Source organism: Micromonospora sp. WMMA1949, assembly GCF_027460145.1.
GTDB lineage: Bacteria > Actinomycetota > Actinomycetes > Mycobacteriales > Micromonosporaceae > Micromonospora.
Map to the genome: position 1 here is coordinate 1,807,878 of NZ_JAPZBG010000001.1, position 19,458 is coordinate 1,827,335.

20 protein-coding genes are annotated in these 19,458 nt (G+C 72.4%); 9 read left to right on the forward strand and 11 right to left on the reverse strand.

What is annotated here, in order from left to right; all coding sequences use genetic code 11:
• The first annotated feature begins 53 nt into the window (after positions 1–53).
• Complete coding sequence (locus O7607_RS08205) at positions 54–3,347, forward strand: S8 family serine peptidase (RefSeq protein WP_269702168.1); 3,294 nt, start codon at positions 54–56, stop codon at positions 3,345–3,347.
• A 61-nt stretch (positions 3,348–3,408) separates the two neighbouring features.
• Here O7607_RS08205 and O7607_RS08210 read toward each other — a convergent pair whose 3' ends face one another.
• The gene (locus O7607_RS08210) at positions 3,409–3,819 is read right to left on the reverse strand and encodes a hypothetical protein (protein WP_269702169.1); all 411 of its coding nucleotides are present in this window, start codon (positions 3,817–3,819) and stop codon (positions 3,409–3,411) included.
• A gap of 38 nt (positions 3,820–3,857) precedes the next feature.
• Positions 3,858–4,847 (reverse strand): 4-hydroxy-3-methylbut-2-enyl diphosphate reductase, encoded by a 990-nt coding sequence (locus O7607_RS08215; protein WP_269702170.1) that lies wholly within the window; start codon positions 4,845–4,847, stop codon positions 3,858–3,860.
• 87 nt (positions 4,848–4,934) lie between these two features.
• Here O7607_RS08215 and xseA point away from each other — a divergent pair, with 87 nt between their 5' ends.
• Positions 4,935–6,191 carry an exodeoxyribonuclease VII large subunit gene (xseA, locus tag O7607_RS08220; protein WP_269702171.1) on the forward strand — a complete coding sequence of 419 codons (1,257 nt, stop codon included), beginning with the start codon at positions 4,935–4,937 and terminating at the stop codon, positions 6,189–6,191.
• Between the two features lie 12 nt (positions 6,192–6,203).
• Positions 6,204–6,416, forward strand: a complete 213-nt coding sequence (locus O7607_RS08225) for an exodeoxyribonuclease VII small subunit (protein WP_135243344.1) — start codon at positions 6,204–6,206, stop codon at positions 6,414–6,416.
• Between the two features lie 40 nt (positions 6,417–6,456).
• Here the strand turns inward: O7607_RS08225 and O7607_RS08230 are convergent, their stop codons facing one another.
• Together O7607_RS08230 and O7607_RS08235 are read right to left on the reverse strand one after the other, a co-directional pair.
• Positions 6,457–7,296, reverse strand: coding sequence for a hypothetical protein (locus O7607_RS08230; RefSeq protein WP_269702172.1), 840 nt, complete (start codon positions 7,294–7,296; stop codon positions 6,457–6,459).
• Positions 7,297–7,388: 92 nt separating this feature from the next.
• On the reverse strand, positions 7,389–8,078 hold the full coding sequence (locus O7607_RS08235; RefSeq protein WP_269702173.1) for a DUF4245 domain-containing protein: 690 nt from the start codon (positions 8,076–8,078) through the stop codon (positions 7,389–7,391).
• A gap of 147 nt (positions 8,079–8,225) precedes the next feature.
• On the opposite strand from O7607_RS08235, the gene glpX reads away from it, so the two are divergent.
• Both glpX and O7607_RS08245 read left to right on the forward strand, forming a co-directional pair.
• The gene (gene glpX, locus O7607_RS08240; RefSeq protein WP_120573972.1) at positions 8,226–9,257 is read left to right on the forward strand and encodes a class II fructose-bisphosphatase; all 1,032 of its coding nucleotides are present in this window, start codon (positions 8,226–8,228) and stop codon (positions 9,255–9,257) included.
• Positions 9,254–10,234 (forward strand): DMT family transporter, encoded by a 981-nt coding sequence (locus O7607_RS08245; RefSeq protein WP_442929473.1) that lies wholly within the window; start codon positions 9,254–9,256, stop codon positions 10,232–10,234. Before glpX ends, O7607_RS08245 begins: the two co-directional genes overlap by 4 nt.
• On the opposite strand, the gene O7607_RS08250 is transcribed toward O7607_RS08245, so the two are convergent.
• Complete coding sequence (locus tag O7607_RS08250) at positions 10,231–11,169, reverse strand: NAD-dependent epimerase/dehydratase family protein (RefSeq protein ID WP_269702174.1); 939 nt, start codon at positions 11,167–11,169, stop codon at positions 10,231–10,233. The two genes, O7607_RS08245 and O7607_RS08250, sit on opposite strands and share 4 nt — an antisense overlap.
• Before the next feature lie 140 nt (positions 11,170–11,309).
• On the opposite strand from O7607_RS08250, the gene O7607_RS08255 reads away from it, so the two are divergent.
• On the forward strand, positions 11,310–11,996 hold the full coding sequence (locus O7607_RS08255) for a TetR/AcrR family transcriptional regulator (protein ID WP_269702175.1): 687 nt from the start codon (positions 11,310–11,312) through the stop codon (positions 11,994–11,996).
• A 12-nt stretch (positions 11,997–12,008) separates the two neighbouring features.
• Here O7607_RS08255 and O7607_RS08260 read toward each other — a convergent pair whose 3' ends face one another.
• The 6 genes from O7607_RS08260 to O7607_RS08285 all read right to left on the reverse strand — a co-directional run bounded on the left by O7607_RS08260 (position 12,009) and on the right by O7607_RS08285 (position 17,256).
• Entirely contained in the window at positions 12,009–12,977 is a 969-nt protein-coding gene (locus O7607_RS08260) for an NAD(P)/FAD-dependent oxidoreductase (protein WP_269702176.1), read from the reverse strand.
• Between the two features lie 106 nt (positions 12,978–13,083).
• Entirely contained in the window at positions 13,084–13,743 is a 660-nt protein-coding gene (locus O7607_RS08265) for a rhomboid family intramembrane serine protease (RefSeq protein ID WP_269702177.1), read from the reverse strand.
• 102 nt (positions 13,744–13,845) lie between these two features.
• Positions 13,846–14,535 (reverse strand): transglycosylase SLT domain-containing protein, encoded by a 690-nt coding sequence (locus O7607_RS08270; RefSeq protein ID WP_269702178.1) that lies wholly within the window; start codon positions 14,533–14,535, stop codon positions 13,846–13,848.
• A 234-nt stretch (positions 14,536–14,769) separates the two neighbouring features.
• Positions 14,770–16,176: a PhoH family protein gene (locus tag O7607_RS08275; RefSeq protein WP_269702179.1), complete on the reverse strand. Its 1,407-nt coding sequence runs from the start codon at positions 16,174–16,176 to the stop codon at positions 14,770–14,772.
• Positions 16,177–16,492: 316 nt separating this feature from the next.
• Positions 16,493–16,918, reverse strand: a complete 426-nt coding sequence (locus O7607_RS08280; RefSeq protein ID WP_269702180.1) for a hypothetical protein — start codon at positions 16,916–16,918, stop codon at positions 16,493–16,495.
• On the reverse strand, positions 16,915–17,256 hold the full coding sequence (locus tag O7607_RS08285; RefSeq protein WP_269702181.1) for a hypothetical protein: 342 nt from the start codon (positions 17,254–17,256) through the stop codon (positions 16,915–16,917). The genes O7607_RS08280 and O7607_RS08285 overlap by 4 nt, the downstream gene beginning before the upstream one ends.
• A gap of 264 nt (positions 17,257–17,520) precedes the next feature.
• On the opposite strand from O7607_RS08285, the gene O7607_RS08290 reads away from it, so the two are divergent.
• The 3 genes from O7607_RS08290 to otsB all read left to right on the forward strand — a co-directional run bounded on the left by O7607_RS08290 (position 17,521) and on the right by otsB (position 19,370).
• A complete protein-coding gene (locus O7607_RS08290; RefSeq protein WP_269702182.1) occupies positions 17,521–17,961 on the forward strand; it encodes an XRE family transcriptional regulator in 441 nt (146 codons plus the stop codon).
• Positions 17,962–18,124: 163 nt separating this feature from the next.
• A complete protein-coding gene (locus tag O7607_RS08295; protein WP_013284062.1) occupies positions 18,125–18,478 on the forward strand; it encodes a hypothetical protein in 354 nt (117 codons plus the stop codon).
• Positions 18,479–18,545: 67 nt separating this feature from the next.
• On the forward strand, positions 18,546–19,370 hold the full coding sequence (otsB, locus tag O7607_RS08300; protein ID WP_269702183.1) for a trehalose-phosphatase: 825 nt from the start codon (positions 18,546–18,548) through the stop codon (positions 19,368–19,370).
• Positions 19,371–19,458: the final 88 nt, after the last annotated feature.

The following is a 19,458-nucleotide window of genomic DNA, read 5'->3' on the forward strand; positions in this document are numbered from 1 at the left end:
CCGTCACACGTGCCCTGCCCCTCGAGGGCCCTGTTCTCTGGAGGAAGAGAACGTTGAGTAAACCCCGCACGCGCAGCCGGCGTCCGTCCGCCGCGCTCCTGGCCTCGGTCCTCGCGGCCGGTGCCCTGACCGTCGGAGGTGGCGCCGGCACCGCGAGCGCCGCCCCCGCCGCCCCGCAACCCTCGCAGCCGACCGCCGCGAAGGCACTGGGCGCACACGACGCCAAGTTGCTCGACGAGGCCGAGGCGAAGAACGCGCCGACCGTCACGATGATCATCGCGGCGAAGAAGGGCTCGGCCAAGAAGGTCGTCGACGGCCTGACCGGCCTCGGTGCCACCGTCAGCCAGCGGTACGACCAGATCGGCTACGTGCTGGCGAAGGTCCCGACCGCGAAGGCGCTCAAGGCCGCCACGCTGCCCGGTGTCGCCGCCGTCGACCTGGACGAGACCATCAAGCTCCCCGACCCGGCGCCCGAGGCTGCTCCGAAGGGCGCGAAGACCGCCACCGGCGCCCAGACGCTCGCCGGGCCCGGCGGTGACACCGGCGCGGTGAACCCGTACATGCCGACGAACGAGACCGGCGCGGAGGCCTTCAAGGCCGCGAACCCGCAGTGGGACGGCCGCGGCGTCACCATCGGCATCATGGACTCCGGTGTGGACCTCGACCAGCCGGCGCTCCAGACGACCACCACCGGCGAACGCAAGATCGTCGACTGGGTCACCGCCACCGACCCGCTGGAGGACGCCTCCTGGCGCCCCATGCTGACCGAGGTCAGCGGCCCGTCGTTCACCACCTCGCTGGGCACCTGGACCGCGCCGGCCGGCAACTACCGGTTCAACGTCTTCCGCGAGAACATCACCGCGAACAGCGACGCGCGGGGTGACCTCAACCGCGACGGCGACACCACCGACTTCTGGGGCGTGCTCTACAACCCCACCACCGGTGACGTCCGCGTCGACGCGAACCAGAACAACGACTTCACCGACGACGAGGTGATGCGGCCGTACAAGGAGAAGTTCCAGGTCGGCCACTTCGGCACGGACAACCCGGCCACCGCGGTCCGCGAGCAGATCCCGTTCGTGGTCGAGTACCGGCGCGACGTGAACACCGCCCCGGTCGGCGGCCCCGGCCTGGTCGACTACGTCAACATCGGCATCATCGAGAGCACCCACGGCACCCACGTCGCCGGGATCACCGCCGCCAACGACATGCTTGGCAACAGCGCCTTCGACGGCGCCGCGCCGGGTGCCAAGCTGGTCTCCGCCCGCGCCTGCTCCTGGGGTGGCGGCTGCACCGCCGCGGCGCTCACCACCGGCATGGCCGACCTGGTGATCAACCGCAAGGTCGACGTGGTGAACATGTCGATCGGCGGTCTGCCGGCGCTCAACGACGGTTCGAACGCCCGCGCGGTCCTCTACAACGACCTGATCAACACCTACGGCGTGCAGCTGTTCATCTCGGCCGGCAACTCCGGTCCGGGCGTGAACACCGTCGGTGACCCGTCGGTCGCCACCGACGTGGTCAGCGTGGCGGCGAGCGTCAGCAAGGACACCTGGCTGGCCAACTACGGCTCGGTGGTCCGCAAGGACAACGCCCTGTTCAACTTCTCGTCGCGCGGCCCGCGTGAGGACGGCGGCTTCAAGCCGAACATCGCCGCCCCCGGCTCGGCCATCTCCACCGCGCCGACCTGGCAGCCGGGCAACCCGGTGCCGGAGGCGGGCTACCCGCTGCCCCCGGGCTACCAGATGCTCAACGGCACCTCGATGGCCGCACCGCAGGCCACCGGCGCCGCCGCGCTGCTGCTGTCGGCCGCCAAGGCGACCGGCAAGGGCGTCACCCCGGCCGCGCTGCGCCGGGCCGTCTACACGTCGGCCCAGCCGATCACCGGCGTCCCGACGTACGCGCAGGGCTACGGCATGTTCAACGTGCCGGGCGCGTGGAGCCTGCTCGCCAAGGGCGTGCAGACCCGCACCTACACCTCCGAGGCGCCGGTCTGCACCGAGCTGTCGCCGAACCTGACCCGCTACGACCGGGCCTCCGGCACGTTCGTGCCGAACCCGAACGTCGGCACCGGCCTCTACAACCGCTGCGCCGCCGACCGTGGTGGCCAGAAGGTCAAGGAGAGCCGCCACTACGAGGTGAAGCTGACCCGCACCAGCGGCCCGAACAAGGGCATCAAGCACGAAGTCGCCTTCCGGGGCAACGACGGCACCTACAGCGCCCCCAAGGTGGTCTGGCTGCCGCTGAACAAGACCGTCACGGTCAAGGTGAAGGCCAAGCCGATGACCGCCGGCGCGCACGGCGCCATCATGACCGTCGACGACCCGGCCACCAACGTGGTCGACTTCGAGGTCGCCACCGTCGTGATCGCCTCGAACCCGGTGTCCGCGCCGGCGTACTCCTTCTCGGCCGAGGGCTCGGTCGAGCGGAACAACTTCCGGTCGTACTTCGTGACCGTCCCGCCGGGTGCGGGCGCGCTCCAGGTCAACCTGTCCGGCATCGCGACCGGCTCGCAGACCCGGTTCATCGCCATCAACCCGTACGGCGTGCCGGTCGAGAGCACCGCCAGCACCGCCTGCTACACCAACTTCTCCGACGCGGCGGTCTGCAAGCCGCAGGAGCGGGACTACCAGAACCCGCTGCCGGGCGTGTGGGAGATCGAGGTGGAGGCGCGTCGCACCTCGCCGGCGCTGGACAACCCGTTCCGGCTCCAGGCCCGCGTGCAGGGCGTCACTGTGGAGCCGGCCGTGGTCCAGCTCCCGTCGGTCACCGCCGGCACCCCGGCGCCGGTGAGCTGGAAGCTGACCAACACCTTCGGCCCGGTCCAGGTGACCGGCGTCGGCGGCCCGCTGGCGAGCGTCCGGGCCGAGCGGCCCAGCATCACCGAGGGCGCGACCCAGGAGTACGTGGTGGAGGTGCCCGCGGGCGCCACCTCGTTCACCGCCCGGATCGGCAACCCGTCCGACCTGAGTGCCGACCTGGACCTGACGGTCTTCCGCGGCACCACCCAGGTGGGGCAGTCGGCCGACGGTGACTCGGAGGAGGCGGTCACGCTGACCAACCCGACTCCCGGCACCTACCGGGTCGTGGTGGACGGTTACTCGATGAGCGACCCGAGCACCGCGTACGACTACCGGGACTCGTTCGCGTCCCCGGCGCTGGGCACGCTCTCCGCGCCGTCCACGCCGCTGTCCCTGGCCAACGGCGCCACCGCCACCCTCACCGGCGCGGTGACCGCCCTGTCCACCCCGGCCGAGGGCCGGGAGCTGTACGGCGACATGGCCGTAACCACCACCGAGGGCGCTGTCGTCGGCCGCGGTTCGGTGGAGATCCTCGCGGTCAACTGAGCCGCTGACACGACGGAGCCCCGTCCCCTCTCGCAGGGGGCGGGGCTCCTTCGCGTCGTCGTCAGGCGGGGCGGGCGGACTCGACCACGAACGGGGTGCCCTGCTGGCAGGTGGTCATCATGCCCGGTTCGGGACGGCCGGTGACCTCGACCTTGGCGCCGGCCTTGAGCACGTCACGCGGCCCGCCGACGAGCAGGTGGCCGTCGAGCAGCAGGCAGTTCGGCTCGACGCCGGCCTGCACGGTGCCGCTGATGACGGTGCCGCCGACACCCGGCGGGGTCGACGGGCCGCCCTTCCAGGAGGGGCCGGGACGCTTCGGGCTCGTGCCGGGGTCGGGCTGGCTGGTCACGGGGGCGGCTCCCGTCGTACTCGGGCTCGGGCTGGGATCGGCGGACCCGTCGCCGGGTGCGGCGCAGGCGGTCAGCGCGAGGCCGGCGAGCAGTGCGACGAGCACCGTACGAGGAGTCTTCATGGTCGGTTGGACGCGGCGGCCGGCCGATCCGTTCCCGGTCAGCCGCGGGCCGCGGCGGCGGCCTTCATGTCGCGCTTGAGTTCCTGCGGCAGCGAGAACGTCAGCCGCTCGTCGGCGGTGGTGATCTCCTCGACCTCGCCGAAGCCGCGCTCGGCCAGGTGCGCGAGCACCTGCTGGACCAGCTCGTCGGGCACGCTCGCGCCGGAGGTCACACCCACGGTCCGGGCGCCGGTGAGCCAGGCGTCCTCGATCTCGTGCGCGAAGTCGACCAGGTGCCCGGCGCGGGCCCCGGCGTCCAGCGCCACCTCGACCAGTCGGACCGAGTTCGAGGAGTTGCGCGAGCCGACCACGATCACCACGTCGCACTCGGGGGCGATCTCCTTGACCACGTGCTGGCGGTTGGAGGTCGCGTAGCAGATGTCGTCGCTGGGCGGCGACTGGAGCAGCGGCAGCCGCTTCTTGAGCCGGGCCACCGTCTCCAGCGTCTCGTCCACCGACAGCGTGGTCTGGGAGAGCCAGACCACCTTCTCCGGGTCGCGCACGGTGACCTTGTCGACCCCGTCCGGGCCGTCCACGAGCTGGATGTGGGCGGGCGCCTCACCGGCGGTGCCGATGACCTCCTCGTGCCCCTCGTGGCCGATGAGAAGAATGTCGTAGTCCTGCGCGGCGAACCGGCGGGCCTCGTGGTGCACCTTCGTGACGAGCGGGCAGGTGGCGTCGATCGCCCGCAGCGAGCGCTGCTTGGCCTGCTCGTAGACCTCGGGGGCGACGCCGTGGGCGGAGAAGATGACGGTGGCGCCCTCGGGCACCTCCTCGTTCTCCTCCACGAAGATCGCGCCCTGGGCCTCCAGCGTGCGCACCACGTGCTTGTTGTGCACGATCTGCTTGCGCACGTAGATCGGCGCGCCGTAGAGCTTCAGCGCCTCCTCGACGGTCTGCACCGCCCGGTCCACGCCCGCGCAGTAGCCGCGGGGGTTGGCCAGGAGCACGCGCTTGCCGGTCCGGGGAGTCGTCTCAGCGTCAGTCACCCGCCCATCGTACGTGCCGCTCTCCCGCGCGGCAGCGGCCGCGAGGCGCACGCGGGCGCTGTCGGTCCCGGGCCGTAGGGTGGGCGGGTGAGCGCGGGAGAGGACGGCCGGGGGGCACCGGACGGGCGGAGCAACCCGGACGGACGGAGCACGGCCGAGGAGCCGTGGCCGGTCCGGGTGGTCAGCCAGAAGGTCGGCGCCTGGATCGCCCGCCTCGGCTGGGTGTGGGTCGACGGCCAGGTCGCGCAGATCAGCCGGCGGCCTGGCGCGAGCACCGTCTTCCTCACGCTGCGTGACCCGTCGGCCGATCTCAGCCTGACCGTCACCACCAACCGGGACGTGCTCGACGCGGGCGCTCCGGAGCTGCGCGAGGGCGCCCGGGTGGTGCTGCACGCCAAGCCGGAGTTCTACGCCGCGCGGGGCACGCTCAGCCTGCGCGCCGACGAGATCCGCCAGGTCGGTCTCGGTGAGCTGCTGGCCCGGCTGGAGAAGCTCAAGAAGCTGCTCGCCGCCGAGGGCCTGTTCGACCGGTCCCGCAAGCGGCGGCTGCCGTTCCTGCCGGGCCGGGTCGGCCTGATCACCGGCCGCGCCTCGGCGGCCGAGCGCGACGTGCTGACGAACGCCCGCCGCCGCTGGCCCGCCGTCGACTTCCGCACGATCAACGTGGCGGTTCAGGGGGCGAGCGCGGTGCCCGACATCGTGGGCGCGCTGAAGGTGCTCGACGCCGACCCGGCCGTCGACGTGATCGTCATCGCCCGGGGCGGCGGCGGCATCGAGGATCTGCTGCCCTTCTCCGACGAGGCGCTGTGCCGGGCGGTCTTCGCCTGCCGCACCCCGGTGGTCAGCGCGATCGGCCACGAGACGGACGCGCCGCTGCTCGACTACGTGGCCGACGTGCGCGCCTCCACCCCGACCGACGCGGCGAAGCGCATCGTGCCGGACCTGACCGAGGAGGTCCGCCTGATCGGCCAGGCCCGGTCCCGGCTGGAACGGGCCGTTCGTCACCTGGTCGACCGGGAGCAGCACCGGATCGACCTGCTGCGCTCCCGCCCGGTGCTGGCCCGGCCGCAGGTGATGGTCGAGCAGCGGGCGGTGGACGTGTCCGCGCTCCGCGACCGCGCCGGCCGGTCGCTGGAGCACCGGCTGCGGGGCGCCACCGACGACCTGCGGCACACGCTGGCCCGGCTGCGCGCGCTGTCGCCGGCGGCCACGCTGGAGCGCGGCTACGCGATCGTGCAGCGCGCCGACGGCCACGTCGTCCGCGCGGCCGCCGAGGTCGCCAAGGGCGATCCACTGCGGGTACGCCTCGCCGAGGGCGAGCTGACCGCCACCGTCGACGGCTGAGGGATGAGGGACATGACCGGGACGAAGCAGGACGAACAGCTCAGCTACGAGCAGGCCCGCGCCGAGCTGGCCTCGGTGGTGGAGAAGCTGGAGGCGGGCGGCACCTCGCTGGAGGAGTCGCTGGCCCTCTGGGAGCGCGGCGAGCAGCTCGCCGGGGTGTGCCAGCGCTGGCTGGACGGCGCCCGCGCCCGCATCGACGCCGCGCGGCAGCGTACCGAGGACTGACGGTGGGGTTCGGCGATCGCGCCGAACCCCACCGCAGAGGTCAGTTGAACAGGTTGTACAGCTCGGCGGGGGCCTCCACGACCTGGTCCGCCGAGGGCTTCTGGGCCGGGGCCGCGTTGCCGTAGTCGGTGTAGGTGATCTTCAGATCCTGCGCGGCGTTCTGGCCGGCGGCCGGGATCTTGAGCACCATCTCGCTGAGCCGGCCCTGCGTGTCGACCTTGGCGGTGAACGGCACCGACTGGGCCTGCGCCCCGAGCGCGGTGATCACGGCCGGGTCGAGCGAACCCGCCTCGGCGGCCTTCGACACGTCGACGGTGCCCTCGTACGCGCCCTCGCCGGTCTGCCGTACCTCGGTGATGCCCTGGGTGAGGACGGCGCTGCCGGCCGGGTCGAGCTTCTCGAAGTCGAAGCCCAGCGACCGGTTGCCCTTGATCCGGTTCTGGTCGAGGTGGTGGTACTTGCCGGTGTTCAGGTTCTTCACGCCGGGGATCTGCGCGGCCGCCGAGCCGCCGAGTTCCAGCTTGACCCAGCTGTCCGGCTTGGCGTGGATGAGGTCCAGCTTCATCATCAGGTCCGACGCCGGGTCGCCGATGGTCATCCGCATGTCGGCGCTCTGGCTCGGCTCGTGCACCTGCCCTTCGGCGGTGGAGCCCGCGCCGGTCATGGTGAACTTGAAGTTGCCCTCGCGGATCGCGTTCGTGGAGTCGAGCAGAGCCTGCTTGGCCGCGCTGCTGGACGCCGTGGCGCTCGGTGCGACGCTGCCGGAGGCACTCGGGGTCGCGGAGGCGCCGGAGGTCGTCGCGTCGCCGTTGCAGGCCGCCAGGCCGGGAATGAGCAGCGCCGCGGCGAACGCGGTGGCGCTGAAGCGTCGAATCTTCACGTCAACCTCTCCAGGTGGGTCGTCCGGGCTCGATGTCCCTTCTGTTCCCGGAAGCGGGGTTCCGCAATCCCGCCTCACCCGGAGGGAGGACGTCAGCGCAGCGACGCGGCGAGCTTGCGCAGCTCCGTCTCGCCCGCGTCACCGACCACGATCACGGTGCGGTCCGGCTCCAGCAGGACGAGTGCCTGCTCGTTGCCACGCGCCGTGTAGCGCTGCCAGCTCAGCCCGTCGGGCAGGTCGGCCGCGCCCTGCGGCTGTCCCTCGGTCAGCTCCGCGGGCAGCAGCTTCTCCGCCGGGACGTTGCTCTCCACGAGCTGCGCGCCCCGGCCCTCCGGGGTCACGTACCCGATCCGCAGCGTCGAACCGTCCGCCTCGGTGCGGAAGCGGGCGTTCACCGTACGCCAGTCGTCACCCAGCCCGGTCGGTTCGCTGACCGGGAACACGTTCGCGGAGCGGGCCTGCTCCAGCGCGGGCGCCGGGTCGACGGTCACCGGCGAGTCGCCGCCGAGGAAGCCGCGGTAGAAGGCGAGCAGCAGCGCGATCGGGACCAGCAGGATCAGCAGGGACAGCGCCATGTCCTTCGGCGACCGCTCGGACCGGGCCTTCTCCTTGCCGGCGGGCGGCGCGGGGGTGTCCGCCACGAAGGCCGGCTCGCCCCGGTCCGCGACGAGCGCGGGCTGCCCCTCGGGCGGGGTCGGGCCGCCGTCCGGTCGGACCGGCGGCTGTCCCTCCGGCGGGGTGGCGTCGGTGGGTGTGCGGTCGGCAGGCTGTGCGGCTTCCACCCGGCCATTGTCGCAGCCCACCGGGGGACGTGATCCTGGCCTCCTCCGCCCCGCCGGGACGGCGAACCTGAGATCGTGTGAGGATCAGCGACAAAACCGGCGGCGGTGGCCGCCGGTCCCACCCCGCAACGTCGCGAGGAGGCCGCCATGACAACCACCAGTACGCGGACGCCCCAGGATCTCGACCGCAACCTCGCCCTCGATCTGGTCCGGGTGACCGAGGCCGCGGCGATGGCCGCCGGCCGCTGGGTCGGCCGGGGCGACAAGGAGGGCGGCGACGGCGCAGCGGTCGACGCCATGCGCAAGCTGATCAACTCGATTCCGATGCGCGGCGTCGTGGTGATCGGCGAGGGCGAGAAGGACAACGCCCCGATGCTGTTCAACGGCGAGGAGGTCGGCGACGGGACCGGCCCCGAGGTGGACGTGGCGGTCGACCCGATCGACGGCACCACGCTGATGAGCAAGGGCATGCCGAACGCGCTGGCGGTGCTCGCGGTGGCCGAGCGCGGCGCGATGTTCGACCCGAGCGCGGTCTTCTACATGGAGAAGCTGGCGGTCGGCCCGATGTACGCCGACGTGGTGGACATCAACGCCGGCGTGGCCGAGAACATCAACCGGATCGCCAAGGTCAAGGGCACCGACGCCGCCGAGGTGACCGTGTGCGTGCTGGACCGGTCACGTCACGACGACCTGGTCAAGCAGATCCGGCGTACCGGCGCGGGGATCCGGTTCATCTCCGACGGCGACATCGCCGGTGCCATCGCGGCGGCCCGCGGCGAGTCGGACGTGGACGTGCTGATGGGCATCGGCGGGACCCCGGAGGGCATCACCGCCGCCTGCGCGCTCAAGTGCATGGGCGGCATGATGCAGGCCAAGCTCTGGCCGAAGGACGACGACGAGCGCCGCAAGGCGCTGGACGCCGGGCACGACCTGGACCGGGTGCTGTTCACCGACGACCTGGTCACCGGCGACAACTGCTTCTTCGTGGCCACCGGCGTCACCTCCGGCGACCTGCTGCGCGGCGTGCGCTACCGCTCGGGCGGGGCGTACACGCAGTCGATCGTGATGCGTTCCAAGAGCGGCACGATCCGGGTGATCGACTCGTACCACCGTCTGGAGAAGCTCGCCCTCTACTCGGCCGTCGACTTCGACGGCCGCCCGCTGGCCGAGCAGGAGTGAGCCGAGCCGGGACGGCGGCACCACCGGCACCGCCGACGCTGTCGACCGGGCGACGTGTCGCCGGTGTCGGGTTGGCCACCGCCTCGGGCGTGATGGTCGCCGTCCAGTCCCGGATCAACGGCGAGCTGGGCGTACGCCTGGCCGACGGGATCGCCGCCGCGGTGGTCTCGTTCGGTGTGGGTCTGCTGATCCTGCTGGTGCTGGTCCCCGCCACCCCCGGTGGACGGCGGGGACTGGCCGCCCTGCGGGGTGCGTTGCGCGCCGGCTCGCTGCGCCCGTGGCAGTGCCTGGGCGGCGTGTGCGGCGCGTTCCTGGTGGCGACGCAGGGGCTGACCATCGGCGCGCTCGGCGTGGCGGTCTTCACCGTCGCGGTGGTGGCCGGGCAGTCCGGCAGCAGCCTGCTCGTCGACCGGGCCGGCATCGGCCCGGCCGGCCGTCAGCCGGTCACCCCGAACCGGCTGATCGGTGCGGTGCTCACCGTGCTCGCCGTCCTGCTGGCGGTGGGCGACCGCCTCGGTGACCCGCAGGCGCTGGCGCTGGCCCTGCTGCCGCTGGCGGCCGGGGTGGGCATCGCCTGGCAGCAGGCGGTGAACGGGCGGGTCCGGGCGGCCGCGGGCAGCGCCATGACCGCCACGCTCGTGAACTTCACAGTCGGCACGGCGGCACTGCTCGTGACCTTCGCGGTGGACCTGGCGGTACGCGGCCGACCGGCCGGCGCGTTCCCGGACGAGCCGTGGCTCTACCTCGGCGGCCCGCTCGGCATCGTGTTCATCGCGCTGGCCGCCGCCCTCGTCCGGTTCACCGGGGTGCTGCTGCTCGGCCTGGCCACGATCGCCGGGCAGATCGTCGGCGCCGTGCTGCTGGACCTGGTGCTGCCGACCGCCGCCTCGCACCCCGGGCTGGACACGCTGCTCGGCGCGGCGCTGACCATGGTCGCCGTGCTCGTCGCCGCCTTCGGCCCGGCCCGCCGCCCCTAACGGGCGGCGGCGGGCGCGGCGGCGCGCAGGCCGGTGACCATCTCGTCGACGACCCGGTCCAGCGGCGTTCCCTCGATCCCGAACGTCTCGCTGGCGGCGGTGGAGTCCATCACGAACGGCCGGGCGAACTGGTGCGCGGTCTCCCGCATCTCCCGGGCGAACGGGTCGGCCAGGCCACCGAGCCAGAGCACCGGGTGGGGCATCCGGGTCAGCCGGGGTGCCGGCGCCCCGGCCCGCTCCGCCGCCCGGTCGGCGAGCGCCCGCATGGACATCGGGGGCGCGCTCGGCACGTGCCAGGCCCGTCCCCAGGCCCGCGGGTCGGTGGCGGCGGCCACGAGGGTACGGGCGACGTCTCCCACGTACGTCCAGGTGTGCGGCGCGTCCCAGGCGACCGGCAGGAACACCCGCCGCCCGGCGAGCACCTTGGGCAGCACCATCATGGGCAGCGACTTGCCGCCGAGGCCGATGTAGTCGGATCCGCGTACCTCGGTGATCCGGGCCCGGCCGGCGCGGTGGGCGTCCAGGGCGTCGGCCCACATCCGGTTGCGGACCCGGCCCTTGACGCCGGTGGCGGCGAGCGGGGTGGCCTCGGTCATCGGTGCGTCGACCGGGCCGTACCCGTAGAGGTTGCCGACTGTGGCGAGCACGGCGCCGCTGCGCTCGGCGGCGGTGAGCAGGGCGGCTGCGAGCGGCGGCCAGTCCGTCTGCCACGTGTGGTACTCCGGGTTGGCGCAGTTGTAGAGCGCGTCTGCGCCCTCGGCGAGCGCGGCGAGCCGGTCCGCGTCGGCGGCGTCGGCGGCCACCCGCTCGATCGCCGGGTGCTCGGGGCCGGTGCCGCGCCGGGTCACCACGCGCACGCGCTCGCCGCGCTCGGCGAGGAGGCGGGCGGTGGCGGTGCCGACGGGACCGGCGCCGACGATCACATGCAGTGCCATGACAGGTTCCACCTTTGCTGAAGCAGTTGTCCGAAGCGAGAGCACCGCTCTCGAAACAGAGCATGACTCATGCGGGCGACACCGTCAAGAGCAGTGCTCTCTCTTTTGATTGCTGCTCTCATCCGTGGCAGAGTGAGGGCATGGTCGCTCCCTCGCTCCGCGCCCGGGTCCGCGCCGGGATGATCGAAGAGATCAAGACGGTGGCCCGCCGACACCTGGACACCGACGGCGCGAACCTCTCCCTGCGCGCGGTGGCCCGCGACCTCGGCATGGTCTCCTCGGCGATCTACCGCTACTTCCCCAGCCGCGACGACCTGCTCACCGCGCTGATCCTCGAGGCGTACGACGCGCTCGGCGACGCGGTGGAGGCGGCCGACGCCGGCGCCGACCCGGCCGACCTGCGCGGACGCTGGCTCGCCGTCTGCCGGGCCGCCCGCGCCTGGGCGCTGGCTCACCCCGCCGAGTACGCGCTGCTCTACGGCAGCCCGGTGCCCGGGTACGCCGCCCCCGACGAGACGGTCGCGCCGGCCCAGCGTCCACCGGTGACCCTGATCGGCATCCTGCGCGACGGACTGGCCGCCGGCCGACTCGCCCCGCCCGGCGAGGAACTGCCCGAGCCGCTACGCGGCGACGTGACCGAACTGGTCGAGCAGATCGGCATGGACGTGCCACCCGCGCTGCTGGCCCGCGGCATGGCCGGCTGGACCCAGCTGTTCGGGCTGATCAGCTTCGAGCTGTTCGGCCGGATCAACCGGGCGCTGCCGCACCGCGACGAGTACTTCGACCACCAGATCGGCCTGATGGCGGACCTCATCGGCCTGCCCTGAGGCCGGTCGGCGTCAGGTGCCGTCGGAGGAGTGACCGGGGAACAGGTGCGCGGTCGGGTCGATGACGACAGCCGCGTTGTTCACAGCCGTGGCGGCCTCGCCGAAGCCGGTGGCGATCAGGCGGACCTTGCCCGGATATTCGGTGATGTCGCCGGCGGCGAACACCCGGGGCAGGTTGGTGGCCATCGCGCTGTCCACCACGATGTGCCGCCGGTCGATGTTCAGCCCCCACTCGGCGAGCGGGCCGAGGTCGGCGGTGAAGCCGAGCGCGGCCACCACCGTGTCCACCGGCAGCGTCTCCACCTCGCCGCCGCGTACGGTCAGCTCGGCGCCGGTGACGGTCTCCTCGCCGTACAGCCGGCTCACCTCGGCGTTGACGACGATCCGCACCGGCAGCGCGCGGACGCGCTCGATGGTGGCGGCGTGTGCCCGGAAGCGGTCGCGCCGGTGCACGAGCGTCACCGACCGGGCCAGCGGGGCGAGCGTGGCGGCCCAGTCGAACGCCGAGTCGCCGCCGCCGACGATGAGCACGTGCCGGTCGGTCAGCTCGGCCGGCTGCGGCACGAAGTAGACGATCCCGCCGCCGGTGAAGCTCTCCGCGACCGGTAGCGGCCGGGGCGTGAAGCTGCCGAGCCCGCCGGTGACCACCACCGCGCCGCAGCTGAACTGCTCGCCGCCCGCAAGGCCCAGCACCGGCCGGCCGTCGAGGTAGGACAGCTTCTCCGCGCGTACGCCGAGCACGTAGTCGGGGTGGAACGGCGCCGCCTGGGCGACCAGGTTCGCGACCAGCTCGCGGCCCTTGATCGCGGGGAAGCCGGCGACGTCGAGGATCAGCTTCTCCGGGTACATCGCGGTGACCTGGCCGCCCGGCTCGGGCAGCGCGTCGATCACGGCCACGGAGAGTCCGCGGAAACCGGCGTAGTAGGCGGCGAAGAGCCCGGCAGGACCGGCCCCGATCACGGCGACATCGACCTCGCGCATGGCTCACCGTCACTTTCCGCTTCGGGATCAACCCACGCTGATGCGGAAACGGTAGGCGGGCGGGTGGCCGCGGGCAAGCATGTCCCGGGGTCTGATCAACGCGCCGTCAGGGCAGCGTCATCCTCGGTGAGCCGAGGCGGTCGGCGTCGTCGGTGTCCCTGCGGCGGCGGAACAGGATCGCCGCCACGACGCCGCCGAGCAGCCCGAACAGGTGGCCCTGCCAGGAGACGCGCTCGTCGGTGGGGAGGATGCCGAGCAGTTGCCAGCCGTAGAGCAATCCGACGAGCAGGCCGACGGCGAAGTTCCACCAGCTCCGCTCGACGACGCCCCGGGTGAGCAGGATGCCGAGGTATCCGAAGATCACGCCGCTGGCGCCCACCACCACCGAGTTCGGCGACCCGGTGAACCAGACGCCCAGACCGCTGACCAGGATGATGACCCCGGTCGACCAGAGGAACCGGCGGGTGCCCGCGGCGAGCACGAACGTGCCCAGCAGGATCAGCGGGATGCTGTTGCTGTAGAGGTGGTTCCAGCCGGCGTGCAGGAATGGTGAGAAGAAGACGCCGTCGAGGCCCTGGATCCGCTGCGGGATGATGCCGGCGGTGTAGTCCAGGCCGAGCCGCAGGCCGACGTCGAGCGCCTCGATGAGGAACAGCACCGGCACGACCGCGCACATGGCGACGAAGGCGCGGCCGAGCGCCGCGTAGAACGCATCGGTGCCGAACCGGTGGGGGTCGCCGCCGCGGAGGCTGTCGGGCCAGGTCACCTACCAAGAGCTATCAGCAAAAGTGGCAGGCCGCCAGTCGAGGGCCGATACGACGACGGCGGGACACCGGGTCTCCCCGTGCGTCCCGCCGTCGTCGTGATGTCAGTACCAGCCCGAACTCTGCGACTTCTGCCAGGCGCCGCAGGGGGTGTCGTACCGGCCCTTGATGTAGCCGAGCCCCCACGTGATCTGGGTCGCCGGGTTGGTCTTCCAGTCGTCGGCCACCGAGGCCATCTTGCTGCCCGGCACGGCCTGCGGGATGCCGTACGCCCCGGAGGAGCTGTTGGAAGCCTTCGGGTTCCAGCCGCTCTCCTTGGTCCAGAGCTTGTCCAGACAGGGGAACTGGTCGATGCCGAAGCCCTTGTCGAGCATGATGGCGCAACCGACCTTCCGGTTGCCGCTGTACTCCGCGCACGAGGACGGGATCGGGCCGTTGTACGGCTTGACCTTGGCCTCCGCCTCCTCCTCGGCCGCGGCCCGCTCCTTCTTGCGGGTGGCGGCGGCCGCCTCGGCCTTCTTGGCCCGCTCGGCGGCCTCCTTCGCCGCCGCGGCGGCACGCAGCTTCGCCTGGTACTCGGCGGCACGCTGCCGGGACGAGTCCACGCGGTGGTCGGACAGCCGGTCACGCTGGTACGCGTACTCCGCCTGGTCGACCTCCAGGCCGACCTGCGCGGTCAGGCCCTGCTGCTGGGTCTGTCGATCCTCACCCAGATAGAAGCCGCCGGCGACGCCCACGGAGAGCAGCGCGACAGCGGCCGTACGGGCGCCGAACCGGCTCCAGAGCCGACTCACGAAGTTTCCCTTCGTCGGGGGCAGGGACACGGCACGCGCATGGCCGGGTTCGGGTCACGCCGGGTGCCGTGAGCGCACCGGTACCGGTGTGACTCCGGGCCGTGTCCGGCTCCCGAGTGGTAGGTGACGCTCGATGGACACCATTGCGCACAGTGAGGCCGGTGGGAAATGGTCGGGCGTAAAAGTGATCTGCGTCACCCTAAAAATGCGGACAAAGTATGGCAAAAGCGGCAGTCAGCCGGGGATGTCCTCCAGCAGATCGGTGACCATAGCGGCGATCGGAGAACGCTCCGATCGGCTGAGCGTGACGTGCGCGAAGAGGGGATGCCCCTTCAACGCCTCGATCACCGCCGTCACCCCGTCGTGCCGGCCGACCCGCAGATTGTCCCGCTGGGCCACGTCGTGGGTGAGTACCACCCGCGACCCCTGACCGATCCGGGACAGCACGGTCAGCAGGACGCCCCGCTCCAGCGACTGCGCCTCGTCCACGATGACGAACGCGTCGTGCAGGCTCCGGCCGCGGATGTGGGTCAGCGGCAGCACCTCCAGCAGCCCGCGCGAGGTGACCTCCTCCAGCACGTTCTCGTGCACCACCGCGCCGAGCGTGTCGAAGACGGCCTGCGCCCAGGGCGACATCTTCTCCGACTCCGACCCGGGCAGGTAGCCGAGTTCCTGGCCACCGACCGCGTACAGGGGACGGAACACGATCACCTTCTTGTGCCGGCGCCGCTCCATCACCGCCTCCAGGCCGGCGCAGAGCGCCAGCGCGGACTTGCCGGTGCCGGCCCGTCCACCCAGCGACACGATGCCGATCGACTCGTCCAGCAGCAGGTCGAGCGCGACCCGCTGCTCCGCCGAGCGTCCGTGCACACCGAACGCCTCCCGGTCGCCCCGGACCAGGCGGATCGTCTTGTCCGGCAGCACCCGGCCCAGCGCCGAGCCGCGTCCCGAGTGCAGCACCAGGCCGGTGTGGCAGGGCAGGCCCGCCGCCGCGTCGACGTCGAGCGCCTCCCCCGCGTACAGCCGGCCGATCTCCTCCTCGGCCAGGTCCAGTTCGGCCATTCCGGTCCAGGTCGGGTCGCTGGCCTGGCCGTGCCGGTACTCGTCGGCGCGCAGGCCCACCGAGGCCGCCTTCACCCGCAGCGGCATGTCCTTGCTGACGAGCGTCACCTCGCGCCCCTCGGCGGCCAGGTTGAGCGCCACCGACAGGATGCGCGCGTCGTTGGACTCGTTGCGGAACCCGGGCGGCAGCACCCCGTCGTCGGTGTGGTTCAGCTCCACCCGCAGCGTGCCGCCCTGGTCGTTGGCCGGCACCGGACGGTCCAGCCGGCCGTGGCGCACGCGTAGCTCGTCCAGCATGCGCAGCGACTGACGGGCGAACCAGCCCAGCTCGGGATGGTGCCGCTTGCCCTCCAGCTCGGAGATGACCACCAGCGGCAACACCACCTCGTGCTCGGCGAAGCGGTGGAACGCCGCCGGGTCGGACAGCAGAACCGAGGTGTCCAGGACGAAGGCCGGTCCGGCTGGTCGGGGCTCCTCGGCCTCCGCGGCGGCGCCACGGCGGCTGCGGGTGGTCCGGCGGGTCGGGGCGGTCGAGGCCGGGGTCTGCTCGGCTCCGGCGGGGGTACGGCGAGTGGTCACAGGCCTGCTCCGCGGATGGGCACCCGGCCACCCGAGTTCCGCCTCTTCCGGTGCCCGGAGGACACGGGGTCGGATGCGGGCCCCGTGCGCGAGGACGCAGGTCCGGGCTGTCCGGATGGCCCGGGAAAACCCCGTGCCATGCCTAGACGCTAATCGCCGCGGGGCCGCGCGGCTAGAGGCGCGCGTGGATCATCGTGCGGTCGTCGCCGGACGTACACCCGTTCGAGTGACCGGCGCACCGGAACCGGCCGGGATGCATGCCCCCTGCGCGCACCCCGGCCGGTCGTCCACTGCGCGCCGCGTCGCGGCGCGGGCCTCAGCCCTGCCGGCGCACCAGCGTGCCGGCCCGGGGGCCGGCGCCGGCCGCGCCGAAGGACGATCCGGTGTACGTGGTGCCCACCCGGCCCACGGCGCCGAGCTGGGCGGTGGCGGTGACCCGCACGGCCGGGGCGGAGCCGGGCCGGGCCGCGACCGCCGCGGGTACGGAGGTGCCGGCGAACGGCACGGCCGAGCGCCCGGCCGAGGTCACCACCGTGGGGCTGGGACCGGACAGCGCGGAGGCGATCGCCGCCTGGGCGTCCCGGCGGCGGCGGTTCCAGGCGCCCCGGTCGCCGTCGAAGTAGCCCTGGCGGTAGCCGAACCGGTAGCCGATGCGGTAGCTGAGCTGGCCGTGCAGGCGACCGGCCGCGTAGCAGGTCGACCCGAGCACCAGGACGAGCACCACGGCGAGAAAGGGGGTCATCGCTCGTCCGTCCCGGTGAGTGGGTCGGCCACGAGCAGCCGCTCCAGGTCGTCGGTGCTGACCTCCTCGACCAGCTCGACGCTGATCCGGCAACCGTCGAGGATCACCTCGGCCACCGACGACCGGCGGATCTCCCCGCCGGAGTCGTAGACGCGCACGCTCAGCTCGGGGCAGCCGAGGTGGGTCCGCCAGGCGTCCCACTCCCCCCGGTCGCCGACGCTGAGCGAGAGGTACCGGCACCCGCGGGCGAGGTAGAGACGCCAGGGGGCGCTCAGCCCGGCGGAGACTCCGTCCGCGATCAGCCCGAAGGCCTGGGCGCGGGTCGCGAGCTCGGTCACGAAACCCCCTCGGCACCCGCGGAGTGACGCATGTGAGCACTCGTCGTCTCAAGCACGTGACACACCGTAAGTTGTCTCATGAGCGTGACAGTATCAGCTTTTCAGGCCGTTGCCGCCGTACTGGCGTCCATCTATTCTGCCCGGGTGACACCCCTCAGGAGCAGCACTCAATCGTTTACCGGAAACTCCGGACCATCGTCACGTCGGCGTGACAGCAGCGTGCCGAGCCAGCCTCTCGGGACCGACTGGCCGTACCGTCACGGGGTGACCGAGACGACCAACGCACGGAAGATCGCGTTCGCCACCTTCGTCCGGCGCGCGCTCGACGACGCCCGCGCGCTGCGGGCCTGGAGCGGCACCGAGGTCTCCCGGCGCACCGGCGTCTCCCGCCAGACCATCAACCGATGGGTACGCGGCGACTGGGCCAGCGACCCCGAGGCGGAACGGGTGGTCGCCTTCTGCGAAGGGCTGGGCCTCGACCCGGCAGCCGCGTTCACCGCACTCGGCTGGGACCGGGCCGCCGGGCCGCGTACCGCGCCGACACCGCCCCCGATGGACCCGGACGTGGAGGCGCTGCTGCGCCGGCTGGTCGACCCGAGCGTGTCCGACGCGGAGAAGTTCCACATTCGAGAAACCATTCGTTACCTCGCATACCGCCCAACCTTGCCGGGCGGTGTCCGAAATAGGGGTAAACAGGCCGGGTAGTTCCTCAGATGGCGAAAGAACGGAAGGTCAGACCCGATCGTTTCGCCTCGGGGACGGATCGGACCCGCTAGCGTCCACGTTTGTACTGCTGAGGGCTCGTCATCGGCGGGGGGACGGGATACAGCCGAACCCAGCCCTGCGGGACAGAAGGAGGGGTCTGTCCATGACCCTGAAATGGTTGGCAGTCGTGGTCGCGGTGGTGTCGCTGACATCGTGCGTGACCGGCAACGTGGTGGTCGGCGTACTGGACGGCGGGCAGCTTCCCCTGGTCGTCAACCTTTTCGCGCTCACCACGGCCGGCACCGCGGTCATCCTCGCCGTCGTCGCCGAGCTGCACGATCGGCTCAACGACCGGGTCAGCGCGCTCACCGAGTTCCTGGTGGCGCGGCTCAACGAGATCGAGGCGCACACCGGCGACCGCAACACCGGCTTCGTGGAGGGCTACCTGCTCAGCCACGGGCAGGAGGCGGCCGTGGTGCCGTTCGGTCGCCGGGGACGAGGAGCCGCCGAACGCTGATCCCCGACGTTCCGACGTCACATCTCGGCCACGAATACGCCGCCCGGCGCGGGGTACGCTGACGCGCGTGCCGCCGTTGAATCTGGGCAACCAGCAGCCGAAGACCCCGCTGAACGCGGAGCACGCCTGGCGTGCGACCGCCGCCCGCGCGGGTGACGTCGTCCTCTTCTTCGACTTCGACGGCACCTTGGCGCCAGTCGACGACGACCCCACGGCCGTACGGCCCGCGCCCAACGTGCTCACCGCGCTGGAGGCGCTCGCCCCGCACGTCCGCCGGATCGCCATCGTCTCCGCCCGCCCGGTGGACTTCCTCCGCGACCACCTCGGCGGCCTCGCCGGCATCGACCTGTACGGGCTCTACGGCCTGGAGCACAGCCACTCCGGCGGCGAGACGGTCACCGAGCCGGCCGCCCTGCCGTGGGTGCCGACCATGTCCGAGCTGGCCGAGCAGGCCCGTGCCGAGCTGCCGCCCGGCGCACTGGTCGAATACAAGCGGCTCTCCGTCGCGCTGCACTGGCGTACCGCCCCGCAGCTCGGCGACCTGGTGCAGGAGTGGGGCCGGGCCCAGGCCGAGCGGCTGGGCCTGCGCGCCCAGCCGGGCCGGATGGTGCTGGAACTGAAGCCCCCAGTCGACCGGGACAAGGGCATGGTGATCGGCGAGACGGTCCGGGACGCCGGTGGCGCCTGGTACTTCGGTGACGACGTCTCCGACATCAAGGCGTTCGCCGCGCTGCGCGCCCGCGCCGCCGACGATCCCGACTTCATCGGTGTCTGCGTCGCGGTCGCCAACCCGGAGACGGGTCACGAGGTGGCCGACGCCGCCGACCTGACGCTGGACTCCCCCGCGGCCCTGGCCGACTTCCTCACCGCCGCCCTCCCCCACCTCCGCTGACGCCCCCGGCCCCGCCCCCGAGGCCCGACCTCTCCGCGATCTTGCACTTGCCGCCCCGGCAAAAGGGGGCATAAGCCGCGCCCTCGGG

Coding starts and splice junctions, on each gene's coding strand:
- O7607_RS08260 (WP_269702176.1), bottom strand. CDS start 12,977: ATGCGCGAGGTCGATGTCGCCGTGATCGGGGCCGGTCCTGCCGGGCTC.
- O7607_RS08225 (WP_135243344.1), top strand. CDS start 6,204: ATGACCGGGACGAAGCAGGACGAACAGCTCAGCTACGAGCAGGCCCGC.
- O7607_RS08250 (WP_269702174.1), bottom strand. CDS start 11,169: ATGGCACTGCATGTGATCGTCGGCGCCGGTCCCGTCGGCACCGCCACC.
- O7607_RS08210 (WP_269702169.1), bottom strand. CDS start 3,819: ATGAAGACTCCTCGTACGGTGCTCGTCGCACTGCTCGCCGGCCTCGCG.
- O7607_RS08280 (WP_269702180.1), bottom strand. CDS start 16,918: ATGACCCCCTTTCTCGCCGTGGTGCTCGTCCTGGTGCTCGGGTCGACC.
- O7607_RS08255 (WP_269702175.1), top strand. CDS start 11,310: ATGGTCGCTCCCTCGCTCCGCGCCCGGGTCCGCGCCGGGATGATCGAA.
- glpX (WP_120573972.1), top strand. CDS start 8,226: ATGACAACCACCAGTACGCGGACGCCCCAGGATCTCGACCGCAACCTC.
- O7607_RS08295 (WP_013284062.1), top strand. CDS start 18,125: ATGACCCTGAAATGGTTGGCAGTCGTGGTCGCGGTGGTGTCGCTGACA.